Origin of the sequence: Prosthecobacter sp. (genome assembly GCF_044222565.1) — a bacterium.
GTDB lineage: Bacteria > Verrucomicrobiota > Verrucomicrobiia > Verrucomicrobiales > Verrucomicrobiaceae > Prosthecobacter.
This window is the reverse complement of sequence record NZ_JBGANA010000002.1, coordinates 332699-349009: the sequence shown is the minus strand read 5'-3', so window position 1 is coordinate 349009 and position 16311 is coordinate 332699. Positions and strand designations below refer to the sequence as shown.

Sequence of the window (16311 nt, the reverse complement as noted above, 5' to 3'; positions counted from 1 at the left end):
AGCTTTTCCCCAGTTGCTACCAAGGCTCCTCGGCGGTCTGCAGCAGACTACCCGAACAACCCCATCACCGGCTTGCCGGTGGAGAATGGCGGACGGGAAAGGCCGGTATTCATGGTGAGATCATTCAAAGGCACTCCCAGCGCATGGAGCACGGTGGCATGCAGATCCTGGACCGTGACGGGATTGCTCACAGGCGCGGAGGCGGTCTTGTCGGACTCGCCGTAAACCGCGCCGCCGCGGATGCCACAGCCGGCCACGATGGCGGAAAAGCACTTGGGCCAGTGCTGGCGTCCGGGCGGCCCTTGAGTGAGGATGATCGGTGTGCGTCCGAATTCACCCACCGCCACGACCAGCGTGTCATCGAGCAGGCCGCGCTGCTTGAGATCAGTGAGAAGCGCGGACAGCGCCTGGTCAAGGCGCGGCAGGCAGAAGTTCATGCCATAGGACCCGCCGCCAAAGGCATTTCCCATGCCCATGTTTCCGCCGTGCATGTCCCAGCTGGAGCTCGGCGGACCGCCGCCTTTTTCATTGGGCGCTGCACCCACCCAGCCATTGACAGTGATGAAGCGCACACCCGCCTCCACCATGCGCCGTGCCAGCAGCAGATTCTGCCCCAGCGGGTGCATGCCATAGCGTTCGCGCACGGCCAGCGGCTCGCTTTTCAAATCAAAAGCCTGTCGGCCTTCCGGACGCGTCATGGAGTCATAGGCCTTCTCCCGGAGTTCATTCCAGTCCTTTCCCTGCGGATTGTCCGCGAGGAGCTTGGACTCGAGATCGGCCAGCAGCTTGCGCCGTTCCCACAGGCGTTCGGGATCACCCATGTCGTAAATCTCAGGCGCCTTGAAATTTGGCATGGCAGGGTGGTTGTCCGCCGAGCCGACAAACACCGGCGCGTGCGCAGAGCCCAGGTAGCCGCCGGAGCCGATGTTCGGCGCGCAAAAAACCGGCGGCCCCACGCATTTGATGAGCCAGGCATTGGAGACAAGGTTTTCTTCACTCGGCAGATGCTTTGCCACCACCGAGCCGAGATAGGGCAGGCCGTCTGGCTCGCCCTGCTTCACGCGCTCGATCAACTGCCCGCTGAGCAGGTTGTGCATGGCGTCGAAGTGATTGTTGATCGGCCCCGGGTGCGTCATGGAGCGGATGAGGCAAAAATGATCGGTCACCTTCGCGAGCATCGGGTGCAGCTCGCTCAGGTGCATGCCCGGCACCTTGGTGCGGATGGGCTTGTACGGCCCGCGGATCTCAGACGGAGCGTCCGGCTTGAGGTCCCACGTGTCGAGCTGGCTCGGGCCGCCGCACAGCAGGAGAAAGATGCAGCGCTTCTTCGAAGCCACCGCTTTGCCCGAGGCATCCAGCTTGTCCTTCCCCACGACCAATCCAGGGATGGCGAGATTCAGAGCGCCGATGCCACCGGCTTGAAGAAACCGGCGCCGCGAGGTCGGGAGGATATTCATAAACAGAGGCTGTTTGAAACAAACGCGATATTGCCGCTGGCAACATGCCCCGTGCAGACCCCGGGGTTGAATAGCTACGGCACCACACGCCTGGATTTCTCATCTTCGGGACGGAAACCCCCATCAGGAAGGCATAGATCGGCTCTCGGCAGTATCTGCCTCTCCTCACAAACTCCTCTGTTTGGCAGGGGTGATTAATAGTTTTCGAATGGAGCCAGCAGTCGGGGTCGAACCGACGACCTGCGGTTTACAAAACCGCTGCTCTACCACTGAGCTATGCAGGCACATTCGTGAGGGGCCATGATCATAAACGACTGCGTTCATTCGGCAAATGGATTTACAACCGGATTAGCCGGGGAATGATCACCCTTGCCGCATGCTCATCACCAGCTCCTCCAACGAACGCATCAAACACGCCCGCCGCGTCCGCGAAGGGCGTGAGCGCGATCTCATTTTCATCGAAGGCGAGCGCCTCGTGGCCGAGTGTGTCTCCTCCGGCCTCAAACTGCACGCCTGCTTCACCGCCGAGGCCCCTTCCCCTTCTCAGCAGGCCCTGCTGGAGCGCATCTCCTGCTCCGTCTTCCAGCTTTCCGAATCCGTCCTCGAATCCCTCAGCGATACCACCTCCACCCAGGGCATCATCGTCATCGCCGAGCGCCCCTTCCCCGCGCTGGACAGTTTCTTTGCGGCTGACGCCCCACTCATTCTCGGCCTCGACCGCATCCAGGACCCGGGCAATCTCGGCACCCTCGTCCGCACCGCCGAGTCCGCCGGCGTCAGCGGCCTCTTTTCCTTCGCCGGTTCTGCAGACGCCTTTTCTCCCAAAACGCTCCGCAGCTCCATGGGTTCCGCCTTCCGCCTGCCAATTCTGCCAGACGTCTCCGGCCTCGGCACCATCGAAACCTGCCGCGCTCGTGGCATCAAATCCGTCGTCGCCACCGGCGAGGCCGACCTCCTCCACTACGACTACGACTGGCGCCAGCCCACCCTCCTCATCCTCGGCAACGAAGGCCGCGGTGCCAGCCCCGAAATCATGCAGGCCTGCGATGCCCGCGTGCGCATCCCGCTGCACGCGCCGGTGGAATCACTGAACGTGGCAGCGGCAGGCGCTGCGATCTTGTTTGAGGCCGTCAGGCAGCGCCGGTAGCAGAACGTAGGATGGGCGTGGCGACAGCCCGCCCGTCTGTGAGCGTGCTGCAAACACACCGGCGTACGAACACCCTCGCAGTCGGGCGGTTTGGCGGAGGAGCATGAAGGTGATTGCGCACACCCTCGACGCCAAACACGCCCAACCTACACTCACCCAATCTCCGGTAGCTTCCACTCCCCACGGAACGGCCGCGCATTCATGAGCGCATTCGCCGCCTCGTCATTCGTGAAGTTCTCCGCCTTCGGGTCCCACACCAGCTTGCGCTTGGCCTTCAGCGCCATCGCCGTGAGCTGAGGCAGCGTGTCTGAGCGCACAGCGGTCTCGATGTCACAAATCGCCCGCTGCTTGTTCTTGATCGCATCCACAAAATTGCGCGTGTGCTCAAGGCTGGCGATCAGCTTGATCGGCATCGTGCCCTCCTTGTTCGCAGGATCGCGCAGGATGGCGTCATCACTCGCTTTGATGTTGCCCCGCAGCACATGCACCCACCCATTTTCTCCGATGAAGCGCGTGCCGTGGCCGATGTCCATGTTCTTCTCGTTCACAAAAGTGATCGGTGCCGCGTTTGCATACTCAAAGCGCATCTTCCACGTCAGCACGGCATCGCAGCCGCCTTTGTCAGGGTACGTCGCCTCGCCTTCAACACTGATCGGCCCCGTCTCATCCGTGCCATTGCCCCATTGCGCGATGTCCAGGTGATGAATGCCCCAGCATGAGATCATGCCGAGGGAGAAATTCGTGATGTTCTCGTGGTTGTCCCGCTTGAGCTTTTCCACATTGAAGGCCGTCATCGGCGCAGGCCCCACCCAGCGCTCCCAGTCCACATGCTCCGGCACCGACTGCTCAGCGAAATCAGGCCCGATCTTCCCACCCGGCACCCCCACCTGGATCTCCTTCAGCTTCCCCAGCCGGCCGTTCTGCGCCAGCTCGCAGGCCCAGCGAAATTTCAGATCACTGCGCTGCTGCGTGCCGAACTGAAACACCACGCCCGTCTTCTTCACCGCCGCGCGCACATGCTTTGACTCCTGCATGGACATGCCCATCGGCTTCTCATGGTAGATGTGCTTCCCATTCAGAATCGCATCCGTCGCCGGAATGCTGTGCCAGTGCACGGGCAGAGCCATGAGCACTGCGTCGATGGACTTGTCCCGGTTCAGCTCACGGAAATCGCTCATCACTTTCAAGTCCGCGCTGCCGTAGCGCTCCGCCACCGCCTGCTGCGCGCGCTCGATGTTCTTCTTGTTCACATCACACACGGCCGTCACGCGCACATCCTCGTGATTCAGAAAGGCCTTCATGTCATGCGTGCCCTGAGAGCCCGCGCCGATGACCCCCAGCGTGATCTTGTTCGACGGTGCCGTCTGCGACCGCAGCACGTGCGCAGGCACAAACATCGGGGCGACACCCGTGGCGATGATCTGGGAGAGAAAGGAGCGACGAGTCTTCATGGAGTGGTTGGGAAAAGGCTGGAATCACGAATGCTACGAAATCCGCCCCTAGGTTTTGAAGGACAAAGTTTGGGCGAAATCAGACAAATCAAAATCCCCTTCTGCGTTCTGAAATTTTTTCAGCCCTCATTATTTTGCCCTGAAAATTCCGTTCTGACGTCCCCAGCCTTGCGTATACCCTCATCACTCTCCACACCTCCACCATGTCAGAACACTCTTTCGACTTCATCGTCATCGGCGGCGGCAGTGGTGGCTACGCAGCAGCCCGAACCGCCCACAGCGCCGGCCTCCGCGTCGCAGTCATCGACGGTGCCTCCGAGCTAGGCGGCCTCTGCATCCTGCGCGGTTGCATGCCCAGCAAGACCCTCATCGAATCCGCCAACCGCCAGCTCCACATCCGCCACGCCGAAGAGTTCGGCCTCAAGGCCACCTCCCACGGCGTTGACATCCGCACCATCCGCGACCGCAAGCGCACGCTCATCGCCGATTTCGCCGGTTACCGCCAGGGCCAGCTCGAAGACGGCCGCTTCGTCCTCCATCGCGGCTACGCCCGCTTCATCGACGCCCACACCATCGAGGTCACCCCACGCGATGGCTCATCATCCTTCCAAATCACCGCCCGCAGCTTCTGCATCGCCACCGGTTCCGAAGTCATGGTGCCCAATGTGCCCGGCCTCGCCGAAACCGGCTACTGGACCAGCGATGATGTGCTGGATGCGGACACACTGCCCAAAACCATCGCCGTCCTCGGCGGCGGAGCCATCGCTCTCGAAATGGCGCATTATCTTGAGGCCATGGGCTGCGGCGTCACCCTCTTGCAGCGCAACACCCAGCTACTCACCGGTCAGGACCGCGAGTGCAGCGATGTTCTGGTGAAGGCCTACTCCGAGCGTGGGATGAAAATGCATCTCGGCACACACCTGAGCAGCATTTCCAAGCACGAAGGCCGCAAGCGCATCTCCTTCACCCAGGACGGCCACACACACGCCATCCTCGTCGATGAAATCCTCCTCGCCATGGGCCGTGTGCCTGCGACGAAGGGCCTGAATCTCGAAGCCGCAAAAGTAGCGACCCACAAAAGCAAGGTCGTCGTCAATGACCGCATGCAGACCTCCCAGCCCCACATCTTTGCAGCGGGCGATGTCTGCAGCCCGCTCGATGTCGTGCACATCGCGATCCAACAGGGTGAGATCTCCGCGCGCAATGCCGCGAAACTTCTCCAGGACAAACCAGCCGACGAAACGATCGACTACCGCCTCACGCTCTTCGGCGTTTTCTCACACCCGCAGATGGCCGTCGTCGGTGCCACCACCGAAAAGCTCAAGTCGGAAAACATCCCCTACCTCGAAGCCAGCTACCCCTTCAATGACCACGGCAAATCCATGGTCATGGGAGAGACCGCCGGCTTTGTGAAGATGCTCGCCCACAAGGAAACCGGCGAAATCCTCGGTGCCTGCGTTGTCGGCCCCGAAGCGACTGAGTTGATCCATGAAGTCGTCATCGCCATGAACTTCCACTCCACCGTGCAGCAGTTCATGGCCATCCCGCATTATCACCCGACCCTCAGCGAAATCTGGACCTACCCCGCTGAGGAGATCGCGGATCAAATCACAGGCTGAGTCAAGAGGTCGAGGTGGTCAAGAGTCGGGCCGCAGGTTCCTTGACCGCTTCTTGACCACTCCTTGACGACCACTTGACCTCCCCTGAGCAGCATAGGACATCACAATCCCAAGAAAAGGCAGGTGGCGACGGACGTTTGCATAGACATTCACGTCCCACCATGCGTCACGCCTTTCTCATCCTCCTGGTCGTCCCCGCCCTGCATGCCGCGGAGTCCGCTAAACTCAAATACAACCGCGATGTGCGGCCCATCCTCAATGAGAAGTGCTTCCACTGCCACGGCACGGACGCCAGCCACCGCAAAGGAGACCTGCGCCTGGACCTGCGCGAAAGCGCCATCAAACCCGCGAAATCCGGAGACATCGCCCTCGTCCCCGGAAAGCCGGACTTGAGCCAGCTCATCTCCCGTGTGGAACTCCCGCACGACGATGACGACGTCATGCCGCCGGACAAAGACGGCAAGCCACTCACCGCCGAAGAAAAAGCCATCCTGCGCCAGTGGATCAGCGAAGGCGCGGAATATCAGGGGCACTGGGCCTTCATCAAACCCGAGCGCTCCCCCGTTCCGGAAATCAAGGATGCGGCCTTCACCATCCGCAATCCCATCGACTCCTTCATCGCCGAGCGCCTGAAGGAGGAAAAGCTCTCCCCGTCTCCCGAGGCCGACCGCGCCACGCTGCTGCGTCGCGTCACGCTCGATCTCACCGGCCTTCCGCCCACGCTGGAGGAGATCGCCGCTTTTGAAAAAGACACATCTCCGCAAGCCTACGAAAAGGTGGTGGACCGCCTCCTGAAATCCGAGCACTACGGCGAGCGCATGGCCATGCAATGGCTGGACTTCGCCCGTTTCGCGGACAGCCACGGCTTTCAGACCGACAGCAGCCGCGCCATGTGGCCCTGGCGGGACTGGGTCATCAAGGCCTACAACGAGAACAAGCCTTTCGATCAGTTCACAGTGGAGCAGATCGGCGGCGATCTCCTGCCCAATGCCGCGCGCGATCAGATCGTGGCCACCGGATTTAACCGCAACCACCGCATCAATGGCGAAGGCGGCATCATCGCGGAGGAATGGCGCATCGAAAACATCATCGACCGCGTGGAGACCACCAGCTTCACGTGGCTGGGCCTCACGCTGGGCTGCTGCCGCTGCCATGACCACAAGTATGACCCCTTCTCGCAGAAGGACTTTTATTCGCTCTTCGCCTTCTTTAACAACGTCACCGAGAGCGGCACCATCCAGGGCGCATCCAACCGCAGCGGCGGCAACTCCGAACCCGCCATCTCCGTACCGGATCCGGAGGAGGAGAAGCAGATGGCTCAGCTGCGCAAAAAGATCGACGCCGCTCAGGCCAAGGTCACCGAGACGCAGCTCCAGCTCCCCAATCTTGTGGCCAGTTGGGAGGCCGAAATGGAAAACCCCGCCGCTGAGAAGAAGCCCATGTGGGAGCTGCTGCCCATAGCGGAGGCCAAGTCCCAGGGCAAAGCCTCCCTGCGCAAGCTGCCGGACGCCTCATGGATCGCCGGAGGGCGCAATCCTGACTCAGACACCTACACCCTCACGGCACCGCTGGCAGAGGGCAGCTTCACCGGCCTGCTGCTGGAGGCGCTGCCAGACCCCACGCTGCCAAATCAAAGCCTGGGCCGCGCGCCCAATGGCAACTTTGTGCTCACCGGCATCGAGGCCACGCTCAGCGCCCCCAGCCTCAAGCAGCCGGTGAAAATCACCTTCGCCCGCGCCGAAGCGGACTACGCGCAAAAGGGTTACGATGTGAAACTGCTTCTGGACAAGGATCCGAAGAACGGCTGGGCCATCGATGGCAATGACCCGACGAAGCGCGTGGAGCGCAATGCCATGTTCCTGGTGGAAAAAGCGGTGCCTGTGCCCGCCGGTGCCACGCTGAGCATACGGCTGCTGCAGCAGTCCCGCTTTGCCGGACACAATGTCGGACGCTTCCGCCTTTCCACCACCGATGCCGAGCCCGCGCTGGCCAGCCTGGACGGAACCGGAGGCCCGCCTGCCGCCGTGCTGGCGGTGATGAAGACGCCCACGGAAAACCGCACGCCGCAGCAGCGCAGCGAGCTGGAAAAATACTACCGCGCCAGCGTGGACAGCCCCCTGCGCGATGCCGACTACGCACTCGCTGCCGCCAAGGCCGAGATGGAGAAATATGAGCGCACCGTCCCCTCCGTGATGGTGATGAAGGAAGGTCCCGTGCGCGATGCCTTTGTGCTGAAACGCGGCGAGTATGACAAGCCCGGAGACAAGGTCAGCATGACCACCCCCGCCGTGCTGCCGCCCATGCCGAAGGGTGCGCCGCAAAACCGCCTCGGCCTGGCGCAGTGGATTGTCTCGCCTGAAAATCCCCTCACCGCCCGTGTGTGGGTGAACCGCGCGTGGGAGAAATTCTTTGGCGTGGGCTTGTGCAAATCTTCTGAGAACCTCGGCACGCAGTCGGAGTATCCCGTCCATCCTGAGCTGCTCGACTGGCTGGCCACCGAATTCATCCGCTGCGGCTGGGACATGAAGGCCATGCAAAAGCTCATGGTCATGAGCGCCACGTACCGCCAGTCGTCCAGGCTTACTCCCGCGCTGCTGGAAAAAGATCCTGAGAACCGCCTGCTCGCACGCGGCCCGCGTTTCCGCCTGCCCGGTGAAGTGGTGCGAGATCAGGCGCTGGCCATCGCCGGACTGCTGGTGCCAAAGATCGGCGGCCCCAGTGTGAAGCCTTACATGCCCGAAGGCGTGTGGGACGAAACCAGCAAATACGGCGACCTGCGCGGTTACAAGGCGGACACCGGGGAGGGGCTCTACCGCCGCAGCTTTTACACCATCTGGAAGCGCACCGCCGCGCCGCCCACCATGCTGATCTTTGACGCGCCCACGCGCGAGATCTGCACCGTGAAACGCAGCCGCACCAACACGCCGCTGCAGGCGCTCTCATTGCTCAATGAAGTCACCTTCGTGGAAGCCGCGCGCGGCCTCGCACAGCAGATGCTCCAGCACGGCGGCGCCACGCCCGAGCAGCGCATCTCCTACGGCTACCAGCGCGCCACGGGCAAGGCCATCGAACCCGCCGCGCTCAAGCAGCTCACCGCCGGCGTAAAGCAGCGCCTCGCTGAATTCCAGGCCAAACCCGCCGACGCCACCGCCCTCATCGCTCAAGGCGCCACGAAGGCCGATGCTTCGCTGAACGCCGCGGAGCTGGCAGCTTATACCACGACTGCATCCGTCCTTTTGAATCTCGACCGCGTCATCACCCGCGATTGATCGGACAGAAATAGAACAGAAAAATTCACACTCAGAAGTCTGGAAAAATTTTTCTACCCCTAATTTTTTTACCCTCAATTCCCTCTCTCATTGAAGGTCAGCCCCCTCTCCGCCATGCACCAGCACTTCCCCTCTTCTTCGCTGCACATTCAGGACCGCCTCAACCGCCGCATCTTCCTCAAGAGCAGCACCAGCGCCATCGGCGCGGCGGCGCTCGGCTCCCTCCTCCACGACGAAGCTGCCGCAGCCTCCCCCACGCGTTACTTCCCCAACTTTGCGCCGAAGGCGAAGCGCATCATCTACCTCTTCCAGTCCGGTGCGCCGTCGCAGATGGATCTGTTCGATCCCAAGCCTCAGATGGAAAAGCATCGTGCCGAGGATCTGCCCGCCAGCATCCGCCAGGGCCAGCGCCTCACCACCATGACCTCGGGCCAGAAAGCCTTTCCCGTCGCTCCATCACTTTTCAAATTCGCGCAGCATGGCCAGGGCGGCATCTGGCTCAGCGAGCTGTGGCCGCATCTTTCCACCGTGGCGGACGAGATGTGCGTCATCCGCTCCATGTTCACGGAGGCGATCAATCACGACCCGGCGATCACCTTCTGCCAGACGGGCTCGCAGCTCGCGGGCAGGCCCAGCATTGGCTCCTGGCTCAGCTACGGCCTTGGCAGCGCCAACCGCGACCTGCCCGCCTACGTGGTCATGACCTCCTTCGGCACCGGACGCCGCGATGACCAGCCTCTCTATGACCGCCTCTGGGGCAGCGGCTTCCTGCCCACGCAGCATCAGGGCGTGCGCTTCCGCAATTCCGGCGACCCCGTGCTCTACCTCTCCAATCCCGCCGGCGTGGACCGCCCCATGCGCCGCCAGATGCTCGATGAACTCGCCGCGCTCAATCAGCGCGATTTCGAAGCCTTTGGCGACCCCGAAACCGCCACCCGTATCTCCCAGTATGAAATGGCATTTCGTATGCAGATGAGCGTGCCCGATCTCGTGGACATTTCCAAAGAACCGCAGCACATCATCGACAGCTACGGCCCCGAGGTGAAAAAGCCCGGCACCTATGCGGCGAACTGCCTGCTCGCCCGCCGCCTCGCCGAGCGCGATGTGCGCTGCATCCAGCTCTTCCACATGGGCTGGGATCACCATGGCGGTCTGCCCAATGCCATCCGTGGCCAGTGCTACGACACCGACCAGCCCACCACCGCGCTCATCAAAGACCTCAAGCAGCGCGGCCTGCTGGATGACACCCTCATCGTCTGGGGCGGCGAATTCGGCCGCACCATCTACTCCCAGGGCACGCTGACTCCTACGAACTACGGCCGCGACCACCACCCGCGCTGCTACTCCCTCTTCATGGCCGGTGCCGGTGTGAAAAAAGGCGCCACCTACGGCGAAACGGACGACTACAGCTACAACATCGTCCGCGACCCCGTGCACGTGCACGATCTCAACGCGACGATCATGCAACTCCTCGGCATCAACCACGAGCGCCTCAACTACAAGTTCCAGGGCCTCGATATGAGGCTAACGGGCATCGCGGGGAATGTCGTGAAGGGAGTCTTGGCCTAGCCCAATCCTCCTCTTCCTCCTACTCCTCCTCCCTTTTTCCGGCATCCCCCTCGTCGTCCTCGATCTCAAAGCCCTGCCACACGCATCAGCCTGCATCGAGGTACCACAGCTGCCAACACCAGATTAAAACCACTAATCGAACACTAATCCCACACTAATAAAGAACCATTCCGGACATTAGTGTTTGATGAGTGTGCGATTAGTGGTTCAACCATCCGGCTCCTCACCCATCCTTCCGCTCCCGCTGCCGCGCCCGAAACTCCCCCGGCCCACACCCCACCTGCCGTGCAAACATGCGGCTGAAGTAGCACGCGTAATCCTGCCCGTGACGAGCGCGTCCTTTGCGGGCGAGATTGCCCGCGCTACTCCAAGACCGGGCCTCGATAGGCGCCTGACGGGTATTGGGGGAATGTGGTAAAGGGCTTGCAAGCTTGAACCGATTTTCCGCCTTAACGTCATCCCAGCAAAAGCCCTTCAAAATCTAGCCCCTCTTAAAAACTCCTTCTGAGGCAGCAGCGCACACACAAGTTTCCAAAGCCGTTGTGCTGGCTCAAAGATGCGTTGGAAGTCATGGTAGCCACGGTAATCTGAAAGGATACAGCCTTTCACTCGGCTATACGTGCCATCCTCGGCGTGTACCTCGATCGCAAGATTACCCGCATCAAATCCTTTTCTGATACGCGCAGAAAGCCCTGGAAAATCAATGCAGGCAACTGCGCCTTCAAGCGCGGCAAAATCATTCTCACTCAATTGAGTTTCATGAGTTGGCGAGATCTCCACCCACTCTCCGCCTTTCCTCTCAGCCAAAACTTGGCGAAAAGCTCCTGCACGCGTAATCTCAACAGTGCACCGATGATGAATCGGTGAAAGGCCTGGAGAAAAAGTGATGTGTAACCAATGCGACTTCATCGGAGTCAAAGCTTAGTAAATGATTCAGCTCGCTGCACTTCTGCATGGGCAGATGCTCGACGAATAAATGGGCGCTTTTCCATCATGAATAAAGCCCAAAAAGCCATCCCTCGGAGTGTTTGATTAGTGTCCGATTAGTGGTTCCAAATCCGCCCCCCTCACCCACACTACGTCCGCGACCCCGTGCACGTGCACGATCTCAATGCGACGATCATGCAACTCCTCGGCATCAACCACGAACGCCTCAACTACAAATTCCAGGGCCTCGACATGCGCCTCACCGGCATCGCGGGGAATGTCGTGAAGGGAGTCTTGGCCTAGCCCAATCCTCCTCCTCCTCTTCCTCCTACTCCTCCTCCCTTTTTCCGGCATCCCTCGTCCCCATCCCCCTACTCGTCCTCGATCTCAAAGCCCTGCCACACACATCAGCCTGCATCGAGGTATCACAGCTGCCAACACCAGTTTAAAACCACTAATCGAACACTAATCCCACACTAATAAAGAACCAGAATCTGGATTCTGATTCCGGACATTAGTGTTTGATGAGTGTGCGATTAGTGGTTCAACCATCCGGCTCCTCACCCATCCTTCCGCTCCCGCTGCCGCGCCCGAAACTCCCCCGGCCCACACCCCACCTGCCGTGCAAACATGCGGCTGAAGTAGTGCCGGTTTGGAAACCCAAACTCCACCGCGATCTGCTCGATCGTCTTGTCCGTCAGCGCCAGCGCCTCTCCCGCCAGCCGCAAGCGCGTGCCCAGCACATACGCAGCGGGCGTCTGCCCCGTGTGCTCGCGAAAGGAGCGGATAAATCTCTCCACGCTCATGCCCGCACGCTCCGCTAAAAACGGATTCGTCAGCCGGCTGTGCGGTGCGCGTGTGATGAGGGCCAGCACTGCCGCCAGACGTTCGGGCAGCGCAGGTGGTGAGCTGGTTTCCAGTGCGGCAAACACCGTGTGCAGCAGTGCCGCGCTGAAATGGTGCAGGCGATGATCCCGCAGCTCCGTCTGCTCTTCGCGATGGGTGGAAATCAGCCGCGTCAGCATGGGCCGCAGCGCATCATCCACCGCGATGACGATGGGTTCCGTCGTCATCGTCACGCCCGGCCGCGCCGTGGTGAAGTGCAGCCAGAAGTGGCTCGCCTTCACCGGCCCGCAGCAGTCAAAAACCGTGTCTGCCGGGATGAGCACCACGCACTGCGGCCCCAGCGGAATCTTGCGCCCCTGATAGAGCAGATGACACCCCGGCTTCGGATTGTGGTAAAAGCGCCAGAAAGGCGAATCCACGCCGTGATGGTTCCAGTTTTCCAGCGCAGGCTGGTAGCCGCTCTCATGGATCAAAAATGGCGTCCAGCCCGACTGTGCCACACGCGCCAGATCCACGCCCCACGGCGTGGTGTAGTTCAGGTATTTGCGGCGGGTGGGCATGCGTTCTGTAGAATCAGATACGCCAAACCGCGCCGCATCTACCAGCTATTCCAGACCACCTCAGCAGAATAAGACATAAATCATCCACAAAGAGGCACAGACGGGGAGCGTTGGTTCTGGGAGTCTACCCCCGGCCCGCCCTTAAACGCAAATCTTTGCCGCAGCGCTGCTGCCATCCGAAATCATAAATCGTAAATCATAAATCATAAATCATAAGTTTCCCCGCTCCGCATGCCCCGCCTTCTCCTCATCCTCCTCGCCTTCCCCGCCCTGCTCTCAGCAGCCGCGCCTGCCAAGAAGGTGAAGTTCAACCGCGATGTGCGCCCCATCCTCTCGGACAAATGCTTCTTCTGCCACGGCCCCGACCCCAAGAAGCGCGAGGCCGACCTCCGCCTGGATGTGCGCGAGGCTGCCGTGGAGGCCAGGGCCTTCGTGCCCGGCAAGGCGGACATGAGCGAGCTCATCGAGCGCATCCTCACCACCGATGCCGATGACCACATGCCGCCCGCCAAGTCCAAGCTCGGCGACCTCACCGCCGAAGAGACCGCCATCCTCAAGCAGTGGATCAATGAAGGCGCGGAATACGAAGCCCATTGGGCCTTCATTCCGCTGAAGGCCGATGCCTCAAATCAGCGCAGCATCGACGACATCGCCAGCGCCGAACTCGCAGAACGCAGTCTCAAGCTCCAGCCTGAAGCCGCACCGGAGACACTCATCCGCCGCCTCAGCTTCGACCTCACCGGTCTGCCCCCCACCCCCGAGGAGATCAGCGGCTTTGTAGCCGAGCATCAGTTCGATCCAGCATCGAGCATCCAGCATCTCGTCACTCGCCTCCTCAACTCCCCGCACTATGGCGAGCGCATGGCGGTGGACTGGCTCGATGTGGCCCGCTACGCCGACAGCTACGGCTTCCAGGTGGACCGCGAGCGCGAGGTCTGGCCCTGGCGCGACTGGGTCGTCAAAGCCTACAACGAGAACCTGCCCTTCGACCAGTTCATCACCTGGCAGCTCGCCGGCGATCTCCTGCCCAAGCCCACCGACGAGCAAATCCTCGCCACCGCCTTCAACCGACTGCACCAGCAGGAAAGCGAAGGCGGCAGCGTCGAAGAAGAGTACCGCGTCGAATACGTCGCCGACCGCGTGCAGACCGTTGCCACCGCCTTCCTCGGCCTCACCTTCGAGTGCTCCCGCTGCCATGACCACAAGTATGATCCCGTCACGCAGAAGGATTATTACGGCCTCTTCTCCATGCTGCAAAACATCGACGAAGCAGGCCTCTATTCCTTCTTCACTCCTTCGCCACCCACGCCCGCGCTGATGATGATGGACGCGCCCGCGAAGGAGAAGCTGGCTGCGCTGAATGCCAAAGTCACCGCACTCGAAAAGAAGCTAAGTGATGCGGGCACTCCTGCCCGCATTGCCTTGGAAAGTGATGTGGGCACTCTTGCCCGCAATCTTCCGGAACTGCAGGCAGGAGTGCCCGCATCACTGGAGGGCCAGCTCGCCCACTTCACCTTCGACGAACTCAAAGGCAACAAACTCGCCGACTCTCTCCATCCAGCCCCACCGCCTGCACCTCCACAACCAAAGCCCGTCGCCGATGCCAAGGACAAAACACCGGCCCAAAAAAAGAAAGAAGCCAAGGCCCCGCCTCCCGGTCCTGAAGCCATCCTCAAAGGCGAAAACAAACTCGTTCCCGGCAAACTCGGCAATGCCATCCAGTTCACCGGCGACGACGCCTTGGACACCCCTCTCGGCAACTTCAATCGCCACGATCCCTTCAGCATCTCGCTCTGGATTCAGACGCCGGATGAAAAAGAACGCGCCGTCGTCCTGCACCGCTCCCAGGCATGGACAGACGCCGCCAGCCGCGGCTACGAACTGCTCATCGAAGAAGGCCGCATCAAGTGGTCCCTCATCCACTTCTGGCCCGGCAATGCCATCTCCATCCGCACGCAGGCCAAGGTGCCGCTCAAGGAATGGACCCACGTCATCGTCACCAACGACGGCAGCAGCCGCGCCTCCGGCCTCAAGATTTACATCAATGGCCAGCTCGCCGCCGTGGACATCATCAAAGACCACCTCACCAAGAACATCACCGGCGGAGGCCATGACCACATCAGCCTCGGTGAGCGCATGCGCGATCGCGGATTCAAAAACGGACTCGTGGACGATTTGCGCATCTTAAATCGCGATCTCTCCCTGCCCTACGATGCCAAGCTGCAGCCGCTGCTGGCCGAGCTGCAGGCCGCACGCGCCGAGGTCACCGCCTTTGCCGATGCACAAAAAGAAATCATGGTCATGCAGGAACTGCCGCAGCCCAAGAAGGCCTACATCCTCACGCGCGGCGAGTATGACAAACGCGCGGAAGAAGTCGGCCCCGTCACGCCCGCCTTCCTCTCCCCCTTCCCCAAAGACGCGCCGAAGAACCGCCTCGGCTACGCGCAGTGGCTCACCGCACCGGATCATCCGCTGACCGCGCGCGTCACCGTGAACCGCATTTGGCTCAGCCTCTTCGGCCGTGGCTTGGTGAAGACCACTGAGGACTTCGGCAGCCAGGGCGAGCGGCCTTTGTATCCCGAACTGCTCGACCACCTCGCGCTAAAGTTCATCCAGAGCGGCTGGAATGTGAAGGCGCTTATTCAGGAGATCGTCACCAGCCGAGTGTACCTCCAGCAGAGCATCGCCGATGCCAAAACGATGGCCGACGATCCCGACAACCAATGGCTCGCCCGCGGCCCGCATTTCCGCCTGCCCGCGGAGATGATTCGCGACAACGCCCTCGCCGCCTCCGGCCTGCTCAAGCTCACCATGGGCGGCGCCCCCGTCTATCCCTACGAGATGACGGAAGCCTTCAAGCCCGTGGGCCCCAGCGCAGGCGATGCCGTTTACCGCCGCAGCCTCTACACCAACTGGCGCCGCACCAGCCCCCCGCCCGCAATGGTCGCCTTCGATGCCCCACGCCGCGCCGTCTGCATCTCCAAACGCGAACGCACCGACTCCCCCCTCCAGGCTCTCATCCTCCTCAACGGCATCCAATACGTCGAAGCCGCCCGCGTCCTCGGCGAAAAGCTCCACCTCGAAACAAAAGGCAACCTCCCCAAGATGATCGAACTCGCCTTCCTCCGCTGCCTCAGCCGCAAACCCGATGGGAAGGAAATCCAAATCTGTACGCAGCTCTACCAAGAACAACTCACCCACTTCAAAGCCGTGCCGAAAGAAGCGGAGGAACTGCTCAAGGCGGGGAATGCTAAACGTGATGCCGGGATTCCGCTTCCTGAAGCAGCCGCGGCGGCCATTCTAGCTCAGGCGTTGCTCAACCACGATGCGAGTGTGGTGAAGCGCTGAACCTTTGAACCACTCTCCAATGCAACCCGCTTCAAACACCGGAAAGAAGGTAGAAAAATTAGGGGTAGGAAAATTTTCCCAGACTTCTGATTTTGAAATTTTTCTACCCCTAATCTTT

At 61.1% G+C, this 16311-nt stretch carries 9 protein-coding genes, 1 tRNA gene and 1 pseudogene; 6 read left to right on the top strand and 5 right to left on the bottom strand.

Translation table 11 applies throughout. The features are described 5' to 3' along the window. Nucleotides 1-47: 47 nt before the first annotated feature. Complete coding sequence (locus ACILSR_RS03535; protein WP_395748345.1) at nucleotides 48-1457, bottom strand: DUF1501 domain-containing protein; 1410 nt, start codon at nucleotides 1455-1457, stop codon at nucleotides 48-50. A gap of 209 nt (nucleotides 1458-1666) precedes the next feature. Continuing rightward, a tRNA-Thr gene (locus ACILSR_RS03530) sits at nucleotides 1667-1741 on the bottom strand. A gap of 92 nt (nucleotides 1742-1833) precedes the next feature. On the opposite strand from ACILSR_RS03530, the gene ACILSR_RS03525 reads away from it, so the two are divergent. Beyond that, complete coding sequence (locus tag ACILSR_RS03525) at nucleotides 1834-2604, top strand: TrmH family RNA methyltransferase (RefSeq protein ID WP_395748344.1); 771 nt, start codon at nucleotides 1834-1836, stop codon at nucleotides 2602-2604. A 152-nt stretch (nucleotides 2605-2756) separates the two neighbouring features. Here the strand turns inward: ACILSR_RS03525 and ACILSR_RS03520 are convergent, their stop codons facing one another. Further along, a complete protein-coding gene (locus ACILSR_RS03520) occupies nucleotides 2757-4055 on the bottom strand; it encodes a Gfo/Idh/MocA family protein (RefSeq protein ID WP_395748343.1) in 1299 nt (432 codons plus the stop codon). Between the two features lie 203 nt (nucleotides 4056-4258). Between ACILSR_RS03520 and ACILSR_RS03515 the strand changes: the two genes are divergently transcribed. From ACILSR_RS03515 to ACILSR_RS03505, 3 genes are all read left to right on the top strand, one after another. After that, nucleotides 4259-5674: a dihydrolipoyl dehydrogenase family protein gene (locus tag ACILSR_RS03515; protein WP_395748342.1), complete on the top strand. Its 1416-nt coding sequence runs from the start codon at nucleotides 4259-4261 to the stop codon at nucleotides 5672-5674. 161 nt (nucleotides 5675-5835) lie between these two features. Next, nucleotides 5836-8943: a PSD1 and planctomycete cytochrome C domain-containing protein gene (locus ACILSR_RS03510; protein ID WP_395748341.1), complete on the top strand. Its 3108-nt coding sequence runs from the start codon at nucleotides 5836-5838 to the stop codon at nucleotides 8941-8943. A 114-nt stretch (nucleotides 8944-9057) separates the two neighbouring features. Further along, the gene (locus ACILSR_RS03505) at nucleotides 9058-10512 is read left to right on the top strand and encodes a DUF1501 domain-containing protein (RefSeq protein WP_395748340.1); all 1455 of its coding nucleotides are present in this window, start codon (nucleotides 9058-9060) and stop codon (nucleotides 10510-10512) included. Between the two features lie 474 nt (nucleotides 10513-10986). Here ACILSR_RS03505 and ACILSR_RS03500 read toward each other — a convergent pair whose 3' ends face one another. Beyond that, complete coding sequence (locus ACILSR_RS03500; RefSeq protein WP_395748339.1) at nucleotides 10987-11421, bottom strand: hypothetical protein; 435 nt, start codon at nucleotides 11419-11421, stop codon at nucleotides 10987-10989. A 171-nt stretch (nucleotides 11422-11592) separates the two neighbouring features. Here ACILSR_RS03500 and ACILSR_RS03495 point away from each other — a divergent pair. Beyond that, nucleotides 11593-11742, top strand: a pseudogene (locus ACILSR_RS03495) (DUF1501 domain-containing protein); the annotation flags it as partial. Nucleotides 11743-11999: 257 nt separating this feature from the next. Here the strand turns inward: ACILSR_RS03495 and ACILSR_RS03490 are convergent. Continuing rightward, nucleotides 12000-12845 (bottom strand): helix-turn-helix domain-containing protein, encoded by an 846-nt coding sequence (locus ACILSR_RS03490; protein WP_395748338.1) that lies wholly within the window; start codon nucleotides 12843-12845, stop codon nucleotides 12000-12002. A 231-nt stretch (nucleotides 12846-13076) separates the two neighbouring features. Here ACILSR_RS03490 and ACILSR_RS03485 point away from each other — a divergent pair, with 231 nt between their 5' ends. Further along, nucleotides 13077-16193 carry a DUF1553 domain-containing protein gene (locus ACILSR_RS03485; protein ID WP_395748337.1) on the top strand — a complete coding sequence of 1039 codons (3117 nt, stop codon included), beginning with the start codon at nucleotides 13077-13079 and terminating at the stop codon, nucleotides 16191-16193. Nucleotides 16194-16311 lie beyond the last annotated feature (118 nt).

Coding starts and splice junctions, on each gene's coding strand:
- ACILSR_RS03520 (WP_395748343.1), bottom strand. CDS start 4,055: ATGAAGACTCGTCGCTCCTTTCTCTCCCAGATCATCGCCACGGGTGTC.
- ACILSR_RS03515 (WP_395748342.1), top strand. CDS start 4,259: ATGTCAGAACACTCTTTCGACTTCATCGTCATCGGCGGCGGCAGTGGT.
- ACILSR_RS03505 (WP_395748340.1), top strand. CDS start 9,058: ATGCACCAGCACTTCCCCTCTTCTTCGCTGCACATTCAGGACCGCCTC.
- ACILSR_RS03535 (WP_395748345.1), bottom strand. CDS start 1,457: ATGAATATCCTCCCGACCTCGCGGCGCCGGTTTCTTCAAGCCGGTGGC.
- ACILSR_RS03500 (WP_395748339.1), bottom strand. CDS start 11,421: ATGAAGTCGCATTGGTTACACATCACTTTTTCTCCAGGCCTTTCACCG.
- ACILSR_RS03485 (WP_395748337.1), top strand. CDS start 13,077: ATGCCCCGCCTTCTCCTCATCCTCCTCGCCTTCCCCGCCCTGCTCTCA.
- ACILSR_RS03490 (WP_395748338.1), bottom strand. CDS start 12,845: ATGCCCACCCGCCGCAAATACCTGAACTACACCACGCCGTGGGGCGTG.
- ACILSR_RS03525 (WP_395748344.1), top strand. CDS start 1,834: ATGCTCATCACCAGCTCCTCCAACGAACGCATCAAACACGCCCGCCGC.
- ACILSR_RS03510 (WP_395748341.1), top strand. CDS start 5,836: ATGCGTCACGCCTTTCTCATCCTCCTGGTCGTCCCCGCCCTGCATGCC.